The organism is Escherichia sp. B1147 (assembly GCF_001660175.1).
Lineage (GTDB): Bacteria > Pseudomonadota > Gammaproteobacteria > Enterobacterales > Enterobacteriaceae > Escherichia > Escherichia whittamii.
The window spans coordinates 94876-111899 of the sequence record NZ_LFHY01000004.1; the positions used below are offsets into that span (position 1 = coordinate 94876).

11 protein-coding genes, 1 tRNA gene and 1 pseudogene are annotated in these 17024 nt (G+C 52.1%); 4 read left to right on the forward strand and 9 right to left on the reverse strand.

The features are described from left to right. Positions 1–20 precede the first annotated feature (20 nt). Complete coding sequence (gene nlpA / locus A9180_RS02930; RefSeq protein WP_064526027.1) at positions 21–839, forward strand: lipoprotein NlpA; 819 nt, start codon at positions 21–23, stop codon at positions 837–839. Between the two features lie 3 nt (positions 840–842). Here the strand turns inward: nlpA and A9180_RS02935 are convergent. Further along, positions 843–1767, reverse strand: a pseudogene (locus A9180_RS02935) (carboxylate/amino acid/amine transporter). A 204-nt stretch (positions 1768–1971) separates the two neighbouring features. On the opposite strand from A9180_RS02935, the gene fliB reads away from it, so the two are divergent. Continuing rightward, entirely contained in the window at positions 1972–3189 is a 1218-nt protein-coding gene (gene fliB, locus A9180_RS02940) for a flagellin lysine-N-methylase (protein ID WP_064526031.1), read from the forward strand. Between the two features lie 162 nt (positions 3190–3351). On the opposite strand, the gene A9180_RS02945 is transcribed toward fliB, so the two are convergent. Next, a tRNA-Sec gene (locus A9180_RS02945) sits at positions 3352–3446 on the reverse strand. Between the two features lie 319 nt (positions 3447–3765). Between A9180_RS02945 and yicI the strand changes: the two genes are divergently transcribed. Next, entirely contained in the window at positions 3766–6084 is a 2319-nt protein-coding gene (gene yicI, locus A9180_RS02950; protein ID WP_064526032.1) for an alpha-xylosidase, read from the forward strand. A gap of 52 nt (positions 6085–6136) precedes the next feature. Here yicI and A9180_RS02955 read toward each other — a convergent pair whose 3' ends face one another. Next, on the reverse strand, positions 6137–7846 hold the full coding sequence (locus A9180_RS02955; RefSeq protein WP_064526034.1) for an AsmA family protein: 1710 nt from the start codon (positions 7844–7846) through the stop codon (positions 6137–6139). A 121-nt stretch (positions 7847–7967) separates the two neighbouring features. Further along, complete coding sequence (xanP, locus tag A9180_RS02960) at positions 7968–9359, reverse strand: xanthine/proton symporter XanP (RefSeq protein ID WP_064526036.1); 1392 nt, start codon at positions 9357–9359, stop codon at positions 7968–7970. Positions 9360–9638: 279 nt separating this feature from the next. On the opposite strand from xanP, the gene gltS reads away from it, so the two are divergent. Further along, the gene (gene gltS / locus A9180_RS02965; RefSeq protein WP_064526038.1) at positions 9639–10844 is read left to right on the forward strand and encodes a sodium/glutamate symporter; all 1206 of its coding nucleotides are present in this window, start codon (positions 9639–9641) and stop codon (positions 10842–10844) included. Between the two features lie 187 nt (positions 10845–11031). On the opposite strand, the gene recG is transcribed toward gltS, so the two are convergent. The 5 genes from recG to gmk are packed head-to-tail and all read right to left on the reverse strand — an operon-like array spanning position 11032 to position 16895. Continuing rightward, positions 11032–13113 carry an ATP-dependent DNA helicase RecG gene (gene recG, locus A9180_RS02970; protein WP_064526040.1) on the reverse strand — a complete coding sequence of 694 codons (2082 nt, stop codon included), beginning with the start codon at positions 13111–13113 and terminating at the stop codon, positions 11032–11034. A 5-nt stretch (positions 13114–13118) separates the two neighbouring features. Beyond that, positions 13119–13808 carry a tRNA (guanosine(18)-2'-O)-methyltransferase TrmH gene (gene trmH, locus A9180_RS02975; protein ID WP_064526042.1) on the reverse strand — a complete coding sequence of 230 codons (690 nt, stop codon included), beginning with the start codon at positions 13806–13808 and terminating at the stop codon, positions 13119–13121. A gap of 6 nt (positions 13809–13814) precedes the next feature. Continuing rightward, complete coding sequence (gene spoT / locus A9180_RS02980; protein WP_064526044.1) at positions 13815–15923, reverse strand: bifunctional GTP diphosphokinase/guanosine-3',5'-bis pyrophosphate 3'-pyrophosphohydrolase; 2109 nt, start codon at positions 15921–15923, stop codon at positions 13815–13817. 18 nt (positions 15924–15941) lie between these two features. Beyond that, complete coding sequence (rpoZ, locus tag A9180_RS02985; protein WP_000135058.1) at positions 15942–16217, reverse strand: DNA-directed RNA polymerase subunit omega; 276 nt, start codon at positions 16215–16217, stop codon at positions 15942–15944. Between the two features lie 54 nt (positions 16218–16271). Beyond that, the gene (gmk, locus tag A9180_RS02990) at positions 16272–16895 is read right to left on the reverse strand and encodes a guanylate kinase (protein ID WP_010344504.1); all 624 of its coding nucleotides are present in this window, start codon (positions 16893–16895) and stop codon (positions 16272–16274) included. Between the last annotated feature and the right edge of the window lie 129 nt (positions 16896–17024).

Genomic DNA, 17024 nt, shown 5'->3' on the forward strand with positions numbered 1-17024 from the left:
CATTAATAAAAGGATAAAAAATGAAACTGACAACACATCATATACGGACAGGGGCAGCATTATTTCTGGCGGGGATCCTGCTGGCAGGCTGCGACCAGCAAAACAGCGATGCAAAACACATTAAAGTTGGCGTCATTAACGGTGCCGAACAGGATGTGGCAGAAGTCGCTAAAAAAGTGGCCAAAGAGAAGTATGGCCTTGAAGTTGAATTGGTTGGATTTAGTGGTTCGTTGTTGCCAAACGATGCAACCAATCAGGGTGAACTGGATGCCAATGTCTTCCAGCATCGTCCTTTCCTTGAACAGGATAATCAGGCGCACGGTTACAAACTGGTGGCAGTGGGAAATACCTTTGTCTTTCCCATGGCTGGCTATTCGAAAAAAATTAAAACAGTCGATCAGCTAAAAGAAGGAGCGACAGTCGCGATCCCGAATGATCCGACCAATCTGGGTCGTGCGCTGTTACTGCTACAAAAAGAGAAACTTATTACCTTAAAAGAGGGGAAAGGTTTACTGCCAACGGCGTTGGATATTACTGAGAATCCACGCCATTTGCAGATAATGGAGCTGGAAGGGGCTCAGTTGCCACGTGTACTGGACGACCCGAAAGTGGATGTAGCGATTATCAGCACCACTTACATCCAGCAAACAGGACTTTCTCCGGTGCACGATAGCGTATTTATTGAAGATAAAAATTCACCGTATGTGAACATTCTGGTGGCGCGGGAAGATAATAAGGATGCAGAAAACGTGAAGGAGTTTCTGCAATCTTATCAGTCACCAGAAGTTGCTAAAGCGGCAGAAACCCTCTTTAACGGTGGCGCGGTGCCAGGCTGGTAATGATCAACCGTGCCGCGCCGGACGATTACATTTTTCTGGCGCGGCGGCGTGAATCCATTGAAATCAAAATCACCGATGACAGAATCAGCAGCGTTCCCAGCCAGTCAGGTAATGTGAAGGTGATCCCCAGCAGCAGCAAAGAGAGCAGCGCGCTACTTAATGGTTCTGCACAACTCAAAATACTGGCTTTCGGCCCGCCAATTAACTGTGCACCTTTCAGATACAGACTAAAGGTTAGCGAAGTTCCAATTACCACCAGATAGAAAAACGCCAGAATCAGGCTGCCATTAACCACGAAATTTGTTCCTTGCCCGGCATAAAAGGGCAGCAGAACTAGCCCACCAATGAGCATACTCCAGCCGACGACTGGCAGCGTGCCGTAACGGGCAATGAGCGTTGACGGGTATGTCGTATAGAATGCGGCAGCAAAGGCTGAAGCAACTCCCCAGAACAGCGCAGCAGGAGAGATTGACAACGATGTTGGATTACCGTGGGTGACCAGCAAAAAGGTGCCTATAAGGGAGGTCAAAATCGCGGTAAATACCAGAATACCGGGGCGCGATTTTCGTACCAGTGAGAACCAGGCCACGATAATCGTTGGAGATAAAAATTGCAGCACCGTTGCTGTAGCTGCATTAGATTTTTCAATCGTCAGTAAGAAAGTCAGCTGGACGGTCAGAGCGCCAACAATGGAAAAAATAAGCAGGCTGATGGCATCTTTATGATTCTTAATAATCGAGAAGACTTTATCGCCGTGGACAAAAGAGAGCGTCAGCAGAATAAATCCGGCAAATATCAGTCGCGTCATAGTCAGAAACTGCGATGACATCTGACTTTGTTCCATGATGTATTGCGCGCAAACGCCCGAACTTCCCCATAATACGGCGGCAATCAGAACGTTCATCATCCCCTTTCTGGTGGACCCCATTTTTCCCTCTGCATACTGTTTTGTCGTTTATGTATGCAGGCATGATAGCAAAAATGGTGAGAATGACCCCTTCCGGTTAACCAGTCATTTGATGGGGCGAGCATTTATGAAACGCGTGAAATACTTGTTAAATCGTCAGGTTATGACGTTATCATTTTGTTCTGACAGCGTGCTACTGTTCGCTTTTTAAACGCGAAGAATGTTATGCGAATCCATAAAGTAATAACCCCCGAGTTTGTGAAGAAGTTTGCCTGCGTCGGCCCTAACTGCCTGATTTCCTGCTGTCAGGGATGGAAAATAGACATCGACAAGAAAACTCATCATGATTACCTCAACGCACTCCATCCGGAAATCTCCAGGCTGGCGAAAGAGAATTTGATGCTGGTGCGAAAAGGTAAACAAAGATATTCGAGAATTAAGCTGGACGCGCAAGGGCAGTGTCCGTTTCTCGATGAAAATAAACTCTGCCTGGTCCATCGCGAGCTGGGAGACAAAGCGCTTTCAGCTACCTGTTCTACTTATCCACGTTGTAAAAAACACTACGCGGATACGACTCGTTATTCGATGACGCTTTCATGTCCAGAAGTAGCCCGGCTGGTATTGTTCGATGCCGACAGCATGTTAGTGCATGAACAAGATGAGCTGTTGGCGAAGGCGAAAAATAATCTCATCGCCCGGCAGCAGCCGGTTAATCAGAACCACCAGATAGTGCATCTCTTTGCCTGGCACCTCCTGCAGGCGCCATCGTTGAACGTAGAAGAGAACTTGATGGCGCTGGCTCAGTTTATGGTTTACCTGCAGCGCATTGAGTTCGATCTGCATCGCCATTTTGCGCAGGCTGAACAGTACCATCAGGAGCTATTAGGCGAGCTGGCAGCAGGTATAAGTTTGATTCATTGCTCAACGTCAACGGAGTCGGTTGGATTGAAGGTGCGCGCGCTGTCGGCATTGGGGGCACTTATCGCGAATGAAAGCAGCAGGGATAACATTATCGCAGGGGCGCATCGGAAGATGGCGGCATATTTAAACATTACAGCCAGCACAGATAAGCAAGCTCTGGTCGACAAGTTTGCAGTTCTGGACAAGCAATGGCAGCAGCTTTGCCAGGATTCTATCCTCAGCGCCCCGCATGTATTGCGCAATTTACTGACCTACAAAATTTACCACAGCCATTTTCCGGAGGCTGATTTCTCAACGGCCATGCGCCAGGTTTACCGTTTAATCCTCGACTATTTCTACACAAAGCATTTGTTGAGTGTGATATCGCTGGAAGTCACTCCAGATGAGGCAATGGTGCTGAAGATAGTGGCGAGCCTTGCCGAGAAAACCTTGCATTCGCCAGTTATCAATCAGCGTATGGATAAAGCGATTGATATGATCAATGCCGGGGACGATCTCTCCTGCCTGCTGTTAATTTGTTAAATTCGCCTGTGGGGGACTGGGTTAAGCGTTTGTCTGACATGTCGCTTCCGTTGTAATAAATATTAAGAACAACTCCGGTAAAGCAGATTGAATCATGAACAGAAGAAAATGTCTGGCTTTAATCGTATAACAAGGGATTGGTGAACATCAGAAGAGGCATTTTGGCGGAAGATCACAGGAGTCGAACCTGCCCGGGACCGCTGGCGGCCCCAACTGGATTTGAAGTCCAGCCGCCTCACCGGAGACGACGATCTTCCGCGCCTCGATTGCTACATGGAGGCGGGGCGCATTATAGCTAGTTCCTCGCCTTATCACATCCCCCATCACACTTTTTTCCGCTTCGTTTCGTCTTGCCATGATCCCCTTCACAGAAACCTTCAGCAAATCCATAAGTTACATTTTGGTGTTACCACGATCACAGAAAACAAGAAACGTAAGTTGATAACAAAAAATAGCAATATCCCCACTCTTTCGGATGGTTTACAAAGCAAATCTGGGTATCGGGCTGCCTGACTGGTGTTTTCTTCTCTTGTCATGCCTGAAGTAACAAAACTTTCAGAGCGAAAGGAACGAATTATGAAAATCAGCGATGGAAACTGGCTCATTCAACCTGGTCTTAATTTGATTCACCCCATCCAGGTTTTTGATGTTGAGCAACTGGAAAATGAGATGGTGGTTTACGCCGCGCCGCGTGATGTGCGCGAACGTACCTGGCAGCTGGATACTCCACTGTTTACGCTGCGCTTTTTCTCGCCGCAGGAAGGCATAGTTGGTGTAAGAATTGAGCATTTTCAGGGAGCGCTGGATAACGGCCCGCATTACCCGCTTAATGTGTTGCATGACGTTCCGGTGGAGATGCAAAACACCAGTGAATATGCCGAGCTGAAGAGCGGAAATTTGAGCGTTCGTGTGACCAAAGGGGAATTCTGGTCGCTCGATTTTTTGCGCAACGGCGTGCGTATCACGGGTAGCCAGTTGAAAAACAGCGGCTATGTGCAGGATACCAACACCCATCGTAACTACATGTTTGAGCGACTGGATCTCGGTGTCGGTGAAACTGTTTACGGTCTGGGGGAACGTTTCACCGCGCTGGTGCGTAACGGGCAGACGGTAGAAACCTGGAACCGCGACGGCGGCACCAGCACCGAACAGGCATACAAAAACATCCCGTTCTATATCACTAATCGTGGTTACGGCGTGCTGGTCAATCATCCCCAATGCGTCTCTTTTGAAGTGGGATCGGAGAAAGTCTCCAAAGTGCAGTTCAGCGTTGAGAGTGAATATCTCGAATATTTTGTTATCGACGGTCCGACGCCGAAAGCGGTACTTGATCGCTATACCCATTTTACAGGGCGTCCGGCGCTGCCGCCCGCATGGTCCTTCGGTCTGTGGTTGACGACCTCATTTACCACCAACTACGACGAAGCCACGGTAAATAGCTTTATCGACGGTATGGCAGAGCGCAATTTGCCGCTGCATGTTTTCCACTTCGACTGTTTCTGGATGAAAGCCTTCCAGTGGTGCGATTTTGAGTGGGATCCGATGACCTTCCCGGACCCGGAAGGGATGATCCGCCGCCTGAAAGCGAAAGGGCTGAAAATCTGCGTCTGGATTAACCCCTATATCGGGCAAAAATCACCCGTCTTTAAAGAGTTACAAGAGAAAGGCTATTTACTCAAACGCCCGGACGGTTCGCTATGGCAGTGGGATAAATGGCAGCCAGGTCTGGCGATTTATGACTTTACCAATCCGGATGCCTGTAAATGGTACGCCGATAAACTGAAAGGTCTGGTCGCGATGGGCGTTGATTGCTTCAAGACTGACTTTGGCGAACGTATTCCGACTGATGTTCAGTGGTTCGATGGTTCCGATCCGCAGAAAATGCATAACCATTATGCTTACATCTACAACGAACTGGTATGGAACGTGTTGAAAGACACCGTCGGCGAGGAAGAGGCCGTACTGTTTGCCCGTTCCGCTTCTGTCGGCGGGCAGCAATTTCCGGTGCACTGGGGCGGCGACTGCTACGCCAATTATGAATCGATGGCGGAAAGTCTGCGCGGTGGTTTATCTATTGGCCTTTCCGGTTTTGGCTTCTGGAGTCATGATATAGGCGGCTTTGAAAATACTGCACCGGCACACGTTTACAAACGCTGGTGCGCATTTGGCTTGCTCTCCAGCCATAGTCGTCTGCATGGCAGCAAATCCTACCGAGTGCCTTGGGCCTATGATGATGAATCCTGCGATGTTGTGCGCCACTTTACGCAGCTGAAATGCCGTATGATGCCGTATCTGTATCGCGAAGCCGCTCGCGCTAACGCGCTGGGTACGCCGATGATGCGCGCAATGGTGATGGAGTTCCCGGACGATCCGGCTTGTGATTACCTTGACCGTCAGTATATGTTGGGCGACAGCGTGATGGTCGCGCCGGTGTTCTCTGAAGCGGGCGAGGTACAGTTTTATCTGCCGGAAGGTCGCTGGACGCACCTGTGGCACAACGATGAAATCGACGGTAATCGCTGGCATAAACAGCAGCACAATTTTATGAGTTTGCCGGTTTACGTGCGTGATAATACCTTACTGGCGCTGGGCAACAACGTTCAACGTCCCGACTACGCATGGCATGACGGCACGGCTTTCCAGCTCTTTAATCTGCAAGACGGGCGTGAAGCCGTCTGTGAAGTGCCGGCCGCTGATGGCTCTGTTCTTTTCACCCTGAAAGCGGCGCGTACTGGCAACATGATTACCGTGACAGGCGCGGGAGAAGCGAATAACTGGACGCTGTGCTTGCGCAATATTGCGAAAGTAAACGGGCTGCAAGGCGGTTCGCAGGCTGAAAGTGAGTCAGGTGTAGTGGTGACGCCAGCGGCTAACTTGCTGACAATTACGTTGTAATCTATTGAAGAAATGCCGGGTACGGCTATGTCGTACCCGGAGAGATTGATTTTTACTGCTCAGGTTCTGTTGATGTGACTTCACCGCTGGAAACGACGCCAGCATTCATGGTCTGGGTCACTTGCTGTTTTTCGGCGTTCACGGCATGGAGTTGCCCGTTAACCGTGGGTTTTAGCGGTGCATCGGCCTGAATATTGCCGTTGGCGGTGAGCTGAATATTGCCATCGCCAGTAATCGGTAGTTCTGGCCATCCCCACTGTTGCAGAATATTTACCGGCACACCGCGTCCGTTCAGGCTGATATGAGTCTGGCGCTGCGGCGTTTGTGAAACGCTGGCAGTGGCTTCCAGAATACCTTTCTCAGTAAACGCGCTAAGTTCGCTGATATTCACCGTGCTGCTGTTAGCGGCCAGCGCCAGCGACGGACGGCGAACATCAACACGATTGAACGTCGCGGCGGCGGCATTCAGATTCGCCGTGCCGCTCCAGACGCCCCACTTATGATCGGCTACCAGCGTCAGATTCGTGCCATAGCCATCGAGCGCGGTGAGCTGCCACGGGAAGTTCGGATCGATATCAATGATCAGGTTGCGGCTGGCGCTAAATCTCTTCAGTTGCAGACTGTTTAACCAGCCTGGTGTCGTTTCCATCCATAACTGTTGCCAGTTTTTGGGTAGGGTATATTCCAGCCCGACAATTGCCGCATCATCGAGGATTAGCGTTTTCCCGTCGCGTTGCCAGTTTCCTGACGTTCTCACCATGCCACCTTCCCAACGGCTGGTAAACTGGCGCAGCGCCACGCCCTGCGGGGAAAATTCTGCGTTCATAATCGGGTCAAACAAATGCAGCGAACCATAAATAAACTCGCTGGCGTTCATCGACAGCTTGCCTTCCTGTGTCTGCCAGTCATCTTTACTGAAGGTCATGTTGCGCAAGCTGAGATCGAGATCGGTCACCGCCCAGTCCGGGCCTTGCAGGCGAGCATCTATCACTTCCAGGCGACCAATCTGTAACGAAGGCACAGAGCGCAATGGCGCAAAGAAATCAGTCAGCGATTTTTCGCTTTGCAGACGGATATCCGCCATGCGCAGGTTTTCCACCTGCCAGCTACCGTCGGCGTTACGCTGCGCATTTCCGGTTAATGTACCGCGCGCAATATCGGCGCCCAGATTGGTCAGCGTAACGCGATCGTTATCAATACTGCCTTCAACCAACACATTGGTGGCAGGAACATCATTGAGCGACAGGGAGCCAGCACTGAATTTAATCTGCGCTTTCGTTCCCAACACTTTACCGGCTTCTGGCGACCACGGAATGACGCCGCCATTTATCCTCTGTGCACTCAACTTCCACTCGCTATTTGGGCTATTAAATGCCATATCGCGCAGTTGCAGGCGATCGGCTTTGAACGGTAGCGGCGCGGTCTGGTCAGTGAGATTCAGCGTCCCGTTTTCCAGCAAAATGGAATCGACATGGCGCGGTTCGGTCAGTTGCCGACTACTCAAGGCGATATCAACACTTTTTGCCACCAGGGTTGCAGGCTGTCCATCACGACCAAACGTGACGTCCTCCAGTATGATATGAGATGGCGCGGAAAAGCGGTGATCTATTGCCCTGAAGGCCAAATGGTAGTCGCTATTTTCGGAAATCCATGCGCTGATATGCTCCGCACCCCAACGGGTTTGCAGAAGAAAATAGAGGCCAGTTATCACTACGAGTAGCGCGACGAAAATGTAGAGAAGCAGCTTCCCAATAAATTTCATAGTCTTCCATCCCGCGAAATACACATAAGGGAGTTATGCACGATTTACGCGCATTCCTCAAGGCGGGAATGGTGAAAGAGGGTCGCTGCGGCGGTAAAGAAACTTACCGCCGCTAAGTGAATTACGGTTTTTCCGGCGGGAAAATCAGGTTCAGCACAATGGCAGTAATACCGCCAGCGGCAATGCCTGAAGAGAGCAGGTTTTTCAGCCAGTCAGGGGCAAATTGCAAAATCAGCGGCTGCTGAGAAACGCCCAGACCGACGGCCAGCGACAGCGCAATAATCAGAATTGCCCGACGGTTCAGCGGCTCGCGGGAAACGATGCGCACACCGGATGCGGCGATGGTGCCAAACATCACCAGCGTAGCGCCGCCCAGAACGGGCTCAGGGATGTGTTGCACAAAACCACTCACTGCCGGGAACAGACCCAGCACGATCAACATCAGTGCCACCACAAAACCGACATAACGGCTGGCAACACCGGTTAACTGGATCACACCATTGTTTTGTCCGAAACAGGAGTTCGGGAAGGTGTTAAATACTGCCGAGACAAACGAGTTCAGGCCGTTTGCCAGCACGCCGCCTTTCAGACGTTTCATGTACAGCGGGCCGGAAACTGGCTGTTCGGAAACGTCAGAGGTCGCGGTGATATCGCCAATGGTTTCCAGCGAGGTGATCATAAAGACCAGCATCAGCGGCAGCAGCAGGCTCCATTCAATACCAAGACCGTAATAGAGCGGCGTTGGTACCATAATCAGTTCTTGCGTCATCGGCTCGTTGCTTTCTGGCAACATGCCCATAAACCACGCCAGCGCGTATCCGGCCGCCATCGCAATTACCAGCGAGGCCACGCGTAAGTAAGGGTTACGTTGACGGTTAAGCAGGATGATTAAGGCTAAGACCACGCCCGCCAGTAGCAGGTTTTTCGGGGCGCCAAATGTGTTGTCGCTCATGGCCGCATAGCCGCCGCCAATGGATGTTAACCCAACCTGAATCAGCGACAGGCCGATAATCATCACCACAACGCCAGAAACCAGCGGCGTAATAATGCGGCGCGCCAGATGCAGAACACGGGAGATCACCATCTCCGTGCAACTTGCCAACATCAGCGTACCGAACAGCGCCGCCATCATGGTGGGAACATCAGCACCGCCGGTCTTCAGCGCCGTGCCGCCCATAATCAGCGGGGCAACGAAGTTGAAACTGGTACCCTGAATCGACAACAACCCGGAACCTACCGGCCCCCAGGCTTTAATTTGAATAATCGATGCCACACCGGAGGCAAACAGCGACATACTAATAATGTGTTGCGTGTCCTGTGCCGGTAACCCCAGCGCCTGGCAGATGAGAAGCGCAGGGGTGATAACCGCGACAAACATCGCCAGCAGATGCTGACAGGCGGCAAACAGCGTTTGAGCAAGCGGCGGACGATCTTCAAGACGATAAATCAGTTCGCTGTTTTGAGTCTGCGCAACCGGTTGCGCATTTTCTGACTCGAAGGTGGAAACAGACATCGAAAACAATCCCGTGGTGACAAAGCGGGCATTTTAGCTGACCGAAAGGTAAAAGCAAACGTTTGCCATGCATTCTTCTAAATATTTAAATGCGATAAATGCACTTTTTTATATAACTTTTGGTTGTTTTCTGCTTAAAATCCATGCCATTTTTTTATTTTCAGCTGAGAATTCGAACCGGGATAGCATGACTCGATACTCGTCATATTTCGCCCTACTGCACATGTGCGATGAAGTATGACGAGTGTGAAAGAGTGGTGCGGACACAAAGGAGTAACTATGTTTCATCTCGATACTTTAGCAACGCTTGTTGCAGCAACGCTGACGTTGCTGCTTGGGCGCAAGTTGGTCCATTCCGTCTCCTTTCTGAAGAAATACACCATACCTGAACCGGTTGCCGGAGGGTTGCTGGTGGCGCTGGCGCTGCTGGTGCTGAAAAAAACCATGGGCTGGGAAGTCAACTTTGATATGTCCCTGCGCGATCCGTTGATGCTGGCATTCTTCGCAACCATTGGTCTGAATGCCAATATTGCCAGCCTGCGTGCCGGTGGGCGTGTGGTGGGGATTTTCCTCATTGTGGTTGTTGGCCTGTTGGTGATGCAAAATGCCATCGGCATTGGGATGGCTAGCCTGTTAGGGCTTGATCCGCTGATGGGGCTGCTGGCCGGTTCTATTACGCTTTCTGGCGGACACGGTACGGGAGCTGCGTGGAGCAAATTGTTCATTGAACGTTATGGCTTCACCAACGCGACGGAAGTGGCGATGGCCTGTGCGACGTTTGGCCTGGTGCTGGGCGGCTTGATTGGCGGCCCGGTGGCGCGCTATCTGGTGAAACACTCCACCACGCCGAACGGTATTCCGGATGACCAGGAAGTCCCGACGGCATTCGAAAAGCCAGATGTGGGTCGCATGATCACCTCACTGGTACTGATTGAAACCATCGCGCTGATTGCTATCTGTCTGACGGTGGGGAAAATTGTTGCGCAACTTTTGGCTGGCACAGCTTTTGAATTGCCAACCTTCGTTTGCGTGCTGTTTGTGGGCGTGATTCTGAGCAACGGTTTGTCCATGATGGGCTTTTACCGCGTCTTTGAGCGTGCGGTATCGGTGCTGGGTAACGTGAGTCTGTCGTTGTTCCTGGCGATGGCGCTGATGGGCCTGAAGCTGTGGGAACTGGCTTCGCTGGCGCTGCCGATGCTGGCGATTCTTGTTGTACAGACCATCTTCATGGCGTTGTACGCCATCTTCGTCACCTGGCGCATGATGGGCAAAAACTACGATGCGGCGGTGCTTGCTGCGGGTCACTGTGGTTTTGGCCTTGGTGCAACGCCCACGGCAATCGCCAACATGCAGGCGATCACCGAACGCTTTGGCCCGTCGCACATGGCCTTCCTGGTGGTGCCGATGGTCGGTGCATTCTTTATCGATATCGTTAACGCCCTGGTGATCAAGCTGTATTTGATGTTGCCGATTTTCGCGGGGTAACCGATGAAGCGGCGGTGTAAGTGCCGCCGCAACAAAGACAAATGCCTGATGCGCTTCGCTTATCAGGCCTACCGGATGAGCCGCAATTTATTGAATTTGCATTGATCTCGTAGGCCGGATAAGGCGTTTGCGCCGCATCCGGCACTTCGCCAGCAACCTGAAACGGCGGCCTTCTCACTACCGCCTTTTATGCGTTGGAGTAGCGTTCCGTCTCCGGCATCCAGCGTTCTATCAGGGCTTTTGCCTGCTGTGGATAACGTTCGTGAATATGCCGCGCCAGGCGCTGAACTTCCGGGATCATGGCCTGATCACGCAGTAAATCCGCCACTTTAAATTCGGCATTACCCGTCTGACGCGTACCTAACAGTTCACCAGGACCGCGAATCTCCAAATCTTTCTGTGCAATTACAAATCCGTCGCTGCTGTCGCGCAGCACTTGCAGGCGAATTTGTGCCGTTTTAGAGAGAGGCGTTTTGTAGAGCAGAACACAGTGAGAAGCCACCGCGCCACGACCTACGCGTCCGCGCAACTGGTGCAACTGCGCCAGACCCAGACGCTCCGGGTTTTCGATAATCATCAGACTGGCGTTGGGTACATCGACGCCGACTTCAATGACGGTAGTGGCAACCAGCAGGTGCAGCTCGCCTTGTTTAAACGACGCCATCACCGCCTGTTTCTCGGCAGGTTTCATCCGCCCGTGTACCAGGCCGACGTTCAGTTCCGGCAACGCCAGCTTCAACTCTTCCCACGTGGCTTCAGCTGCCTGCGCTTCCAGTAACTCTGATTCTTCAATCAACGTACAAACCCAGTACGCCTGACGACCTTCAGTCATGCAGGCGTGGCGCACGCGATCAATAATGTCGTTGCGGCGTGTATCCGGGATAGCAACGGTAGTCACTGGTGTACGGCCAGGCGGTAGCTCATCAATCACCGAGGTATCGAGATCGGCATACGCGGTCATCGCCAGAGTGCGGGGGATTGGCGTGGCGGTCATGATCAACTGATGAGGATGGAAACCTTGCTGCTGACCTTTTTCCCACAATGCCAGACGCTGATGCACACCGAAACGGTGCTGTTCGTCGATGATCACCAGCGCCAGACCGTTAAACTGTACCTGTTCCTGGAAGATGGCATGAGTGCCGACAATCATCTGCACCTGACCGCTGGCGATGGCTTCTTGCTGTGCCAGTCGCGCTTTACCTTTCTGCTTGCCAGCCAGCCAGCCCACTTCAATACCCAGCGGCTCAAACCAGTTGCGAAAGTTATTGGCATGCTGTTCGGCGAGCAACTCGGTTGGTGCCATCAGCGCCACCTGTTTCCCATGAGCAATCGCACGCAGCGCGGCGAGGGCAGCAACCAGCGTTTTACCGGAACCTACATCACCTTGCACCAGACGCATCATCGGCACATCCAGCGCCATATCGCGCTCGATCTCCGCCACTACGCGTGCCTGTGCGCCCGTTGGCTTGAACGGTAAGGCGGCGAGGAGTTTATTTTTCAGCGCGTCATTAGCGCTCAGTGGCTGGGCATGAAAACGTTGCGCTCCGGCGCGTAACGCTAACATGCTGAGGTTGTGCGCCAGCAGTTCTTCCAGAATCAGACGACGTTGCGCCGGATGCTGCCCGGTTTCCAGATCGCTAAGTTGCAGCGTCGGCGGCGGGCGATGCAGAGTGCGCAAAGCTTCCGGTAACGTCATCATTCCTTTTGATAACTCTGGCGGTAATAACTCTTCAATGGCGCAGGTGTCGAGCAGATCCAGTGCCTGGTCGGTTAATTTACGCAGCGTTGCCTGTTTAACGCCTTCTGTCGTTGGGTAAACCGGCGTGAGCGTTTCCTGCAACTCTGGCGTACTGAGATCGCCCTGCACGCGGTATTCCGGGTGGATCATCTCCGCACCATATTTACCGCGCTTTGCTTCGCCGTAGGCCAGTACACGTCGTCCCGTCGCCAGGCTATTTTTCATCGCCGCGCTGAAGTTGAAAAAGCGCATAGTGAGAATGCCGGAACCGTCGCTAATCTGGCAGGTCATCATTCGCCGACCGCCGAAGGAGATATTGCAGTTCAGCACTTCGCCTTCTACCGTGGCATAAACGCCTGGCAGCAACTCACCGATGGGGTAAAGATGGGTACGATCTTCGTAGCGCAGGGGAAGGTGTAATAACAAGTCCTGCACGGTATGCAGGTTAATTTTCGCCAGTTTGTTACTTTGCGCTGCGCCCACGCCCGTTAGGGAACTGAGCGGGACAGCATCTAACAGGCGACCTTTCATGGCGCTTACCCTGCGGCCTGCATAGTGGCCCACCAGTCGGCATCAGCTTCAATCTCACCTTGCTGATTGACTTGGGGGTAGGGCAGACCTTTGCGCTTCGCGACTTTCGCCAGTACTGGATAGCCGCCTTCAAACAGCAGACGTTGTTGCTCTGCTTCCGGTAACATGCTGTTTTCACGCAGGTACATGCCTGCGTTTTGCCGCTGACGCTGGGCTTCGTAGAGAATGAGAGCGGAAGCAACAGAGACGTTCAGTGACTGTACCATGCCGATCATCGGAATGATGATGTCCCGATCCGCCAGGGCTAGCGCTTCCTGAGTGATACCCGTTTTCTCCTGACCCATCAAAATACAGGTCGGGCGGGTGTAATCAATTTCGCGGAAATCGACAGCGTTATCAGAAAGATGGGTCGCCAGAATCTGCATGCCCTGGCCTTTCAGATGGGCGACGGCATCGCCAATGGTACGGTGTGTCTTCACCTGTACCCAGCTGTTGCTACCTGCAGCTGCCGAAGCCATAGTACGCATCCGGCTGCCAGGCCAGACAGCATGAACTTCATGTACGCCAACGGCATCTGCAGTACGAATGATCGCAGAAACGTTATGGGGTTTGTGGACCTGCTCCATGCAGACGGTCAGATCAGGCTGCCGCCTGGCGAGCATTTCGCAGATGCGTGCATAACGTGTTGGATTCATAAAACATTAATTTCGGTTTCGGGTGACTTTAATCACGTCTGGCATCACGCGGATTTTGCGCATGATATTCGCCAGATGCACGCGGTCACGGGCAGTCAGACGAATAAAGGCGCTGTAGACGCGACCATCTTTCTCTTCTGTATTCAAACTTTGGATATTGGATGTCGCGGTGTTAATTGCCGCCGTCAGGTTTGCCAGTGCGCCCTGGTGGTTAAACATCTCCACCTTAATTTCGGTGATGAACTCCTGCGCCGTCTCTTTATCCCATTCCACAGCCATAAATTTCTCTGGCTCTTTCTGGTAGCCACGGATGTTACGGCAGGATTCATGGTGGATCACCAGGCCTTTGCCGGGGCTGACGTGGGCGATAATCGGATCGCCAGGAATGGGACGGCAGCATTTTGCAAAGGTGATCAGCACGCCATCGGCACCTTTAATCGGCAGATGTCCGTGACTTTGGGTCGCTGGTGGAATGGAGGCGTCACCATGCTGCAGATTTTTCGCGACCACCACGCTCATTGCGTTACCAAGGCCGATTTCCGCCAGCAGATCGTCAAGCGTCGCCAGCTTCATACGATCCAGTTCACGCTGAATACTTTCCTGTGGGATTTCATTGAGCTTACGGCTGCCACCTAATGCATGGTTGAGCAGGCGACGGCCCAGGCTTACAGAATCATCACGCTTAAGGTTTTTCAGTAACTGACGAATCTTGGCGCGAGCTTTCGAGCTGACAACAAAGTTCAGCCATGCAGCATTCGGGCGAGCGCCCGGCGCGGTAATGATTTCAACGGTCTGGCCGCTGGAGAGCGGCTGCGATAGCGGGTAAGGCTGACGGTCGACGCGTGCGCCTACGCAGGCATGACCGATATCGGTGTGTACCGCATAAGCGAAGTCGACAGGCGTTGCACCGGCGGGTAGTTCGACAATGCGCCCTTCCGGTGTGAAAACGTAAATCTCATCCGGGAAGAGATCGGATTTAACGCTCTCGATAAATTCGAACGAGCTACCGGCGCTCTGTTGCAGCTCCAGCAGGCTTTGCATCCAGCGCTGGGCGCGGATTTGCGCGGTAGTACTGGTTTCGCCGTGCTCTTTATAAGCCCAGTGCGCGGCAACCCCCATCTCCGCCATTTGATCCATATCTTCAGTACGGATCTGGACTTCAACCGGCACGCCGTGCGGACCAATCATCGAGGTGTGCAAAGATTGATAGCCGTTCGCTTTGGGTATGGCGATGTAGTCTTTCACACGCCCCGGACGCGGCTTGTACAGGCTGTGCATCTGGCCGAGCACGCGATAACAGGTATCGGAATCATGGACGATCACACGGAAGGCGTAGATATCCATAATCGAGTGAAAACGCTGCTCTTTGAGCACCATTTTGCAGTAAATCGAATAAAGATGCTTTTCGCGACCACTGACGCGGCACGGTATTCCCGCTTCCTGCAAACGCCCTTCGATTTCTGAGAGGATTTTTTGGATCATCTCTTTACGGTTGCCGCGCGCGGCTTTCACCACTTCTTTAATCACGCGGTAACGGTTGGGATACAGCGCCTCAAAACCCAGCTCTTCGAGTTCGGTTTTAATGTGGTGGATACCTAAACGGTGTGCCAGCGGGCTGTAGATTTCGAGAGTTTCACGAGCGATGCGGCGACGCTTGTCCGGGCGAAGTGAGCCCAGCGTGCGCATGTTGTGGGTACGGTCGGCAAGTTTGATGAGAATGACGCGGATATCCTGCACCATCGCCATAATCATCTTGCGAAAGTTTTCGGCCTGCGCCTCTTTCTTATCGCGGAACTTGAGTTTATCAAGTTTCGACACCCCCTCTACCAGTTCGGCGACGCTTTTACCAAAAAGCTGTTCCATATCCTGGTAGGTGGCGGGAGTATCTTCAATCACGTCATGCAGTAGTGCTGCCATCAGCGTTTCATAGTCGAGTTTCATCTCGGCCAGAATGCAGGCAACCGCTACCGGGTGCGTGATATAGGGTTCACCGCTTGAACGTGTTTGCCCCTCGTGAGCATCACGTGCAACGAGATACGCCTGCCGCAGACGTTTGATTTGGTCTTCCGGCAGGTAGTTTTGAATCAGTTGATTCAGGCTTTCAAACAGATACAAGGGCGACCCGCTTTGTGATTAACGACGACCTTCAGCAATAGCGGTAACGGCTTGTAATTCAGCGGCTTCCTGCTCTTGCTGTTCCTGGCGTTCGCGCACGTCGAGGATCTGGTTGTTGATCAGACCTTCTTCGATTTCGCGCAGCGCGATTACTGTGGTTTTATCGTTTTCTTCCGGTACCAGCGGATCCTTTCCGCCTACCTGCATCTGACGAGCGCGACGCGCGGCGACCAGTACCAGGTCAAAACGGTTACCAATTTTCTCTACAGCGTCCTGAACAGTTACGCGTGCCATACTTAAAAAGCTCCACAGGTGAAGAAATGACTGGGCATGATACTGAAAGAAGGTTCAGTCTGCCAACAATTTGCTGATTAAAGCGTCATGACGTTGCTTTTGGCGACTCATGCGCAAGCGTTCGGCGCGAATGATAGTCTTTAGATCACCCAGAGCGGTGTCGAAATCATCATTCACTATTAAATAATCATATTCGGCGTAATGGCTCATTTCTGCAACTGCTTGCGCCATACGCTTTGCAATGACCTCTTCGCTGTCCTGACCTCGACCCCGTAAACGGCGGTCTAACTCAATTTTGGACGGCGGTAAAATAAAGATACTCCGCGCATGTGGCATTTTCTGGCGAATTTGCTGCGCGCCCTGCCAGTCAATATCCAGAAAAACATCCACGCCGCTCGCCAGTACTTGCTCAATGGCCTCGCGTGAAGTGCCATAGTAATTACCGAACACTTCCGCGTGCTCAAGGAATGCATCTCTGCTAATCATCTCTTTAAATTCATCATGATTAACAAAGAAGTAGTGTTCGCCATGTACTTCACCTGGACGCGGTGCGCGCGTGGTGTGTGAAACAGAAACCTGAGTGTCGTACAACGGTTGGGTTTTTAATAAAGCCTGAATCAGGCTGGATTTACCCGCGCCACTGGGGGCAGAAACAATATAAAGCGTGCCTTGAGCCATGAGTATCTTTCGTATGTGATTAAGCGAAATAAAGCCTACATACGTGCTTATTATACACGGCGCGGCCATGTGACGTAGCCCTTGCTCACACTTTTTGCGCAAAGTTGTTGCGTTTTGCGTACCTGTTTC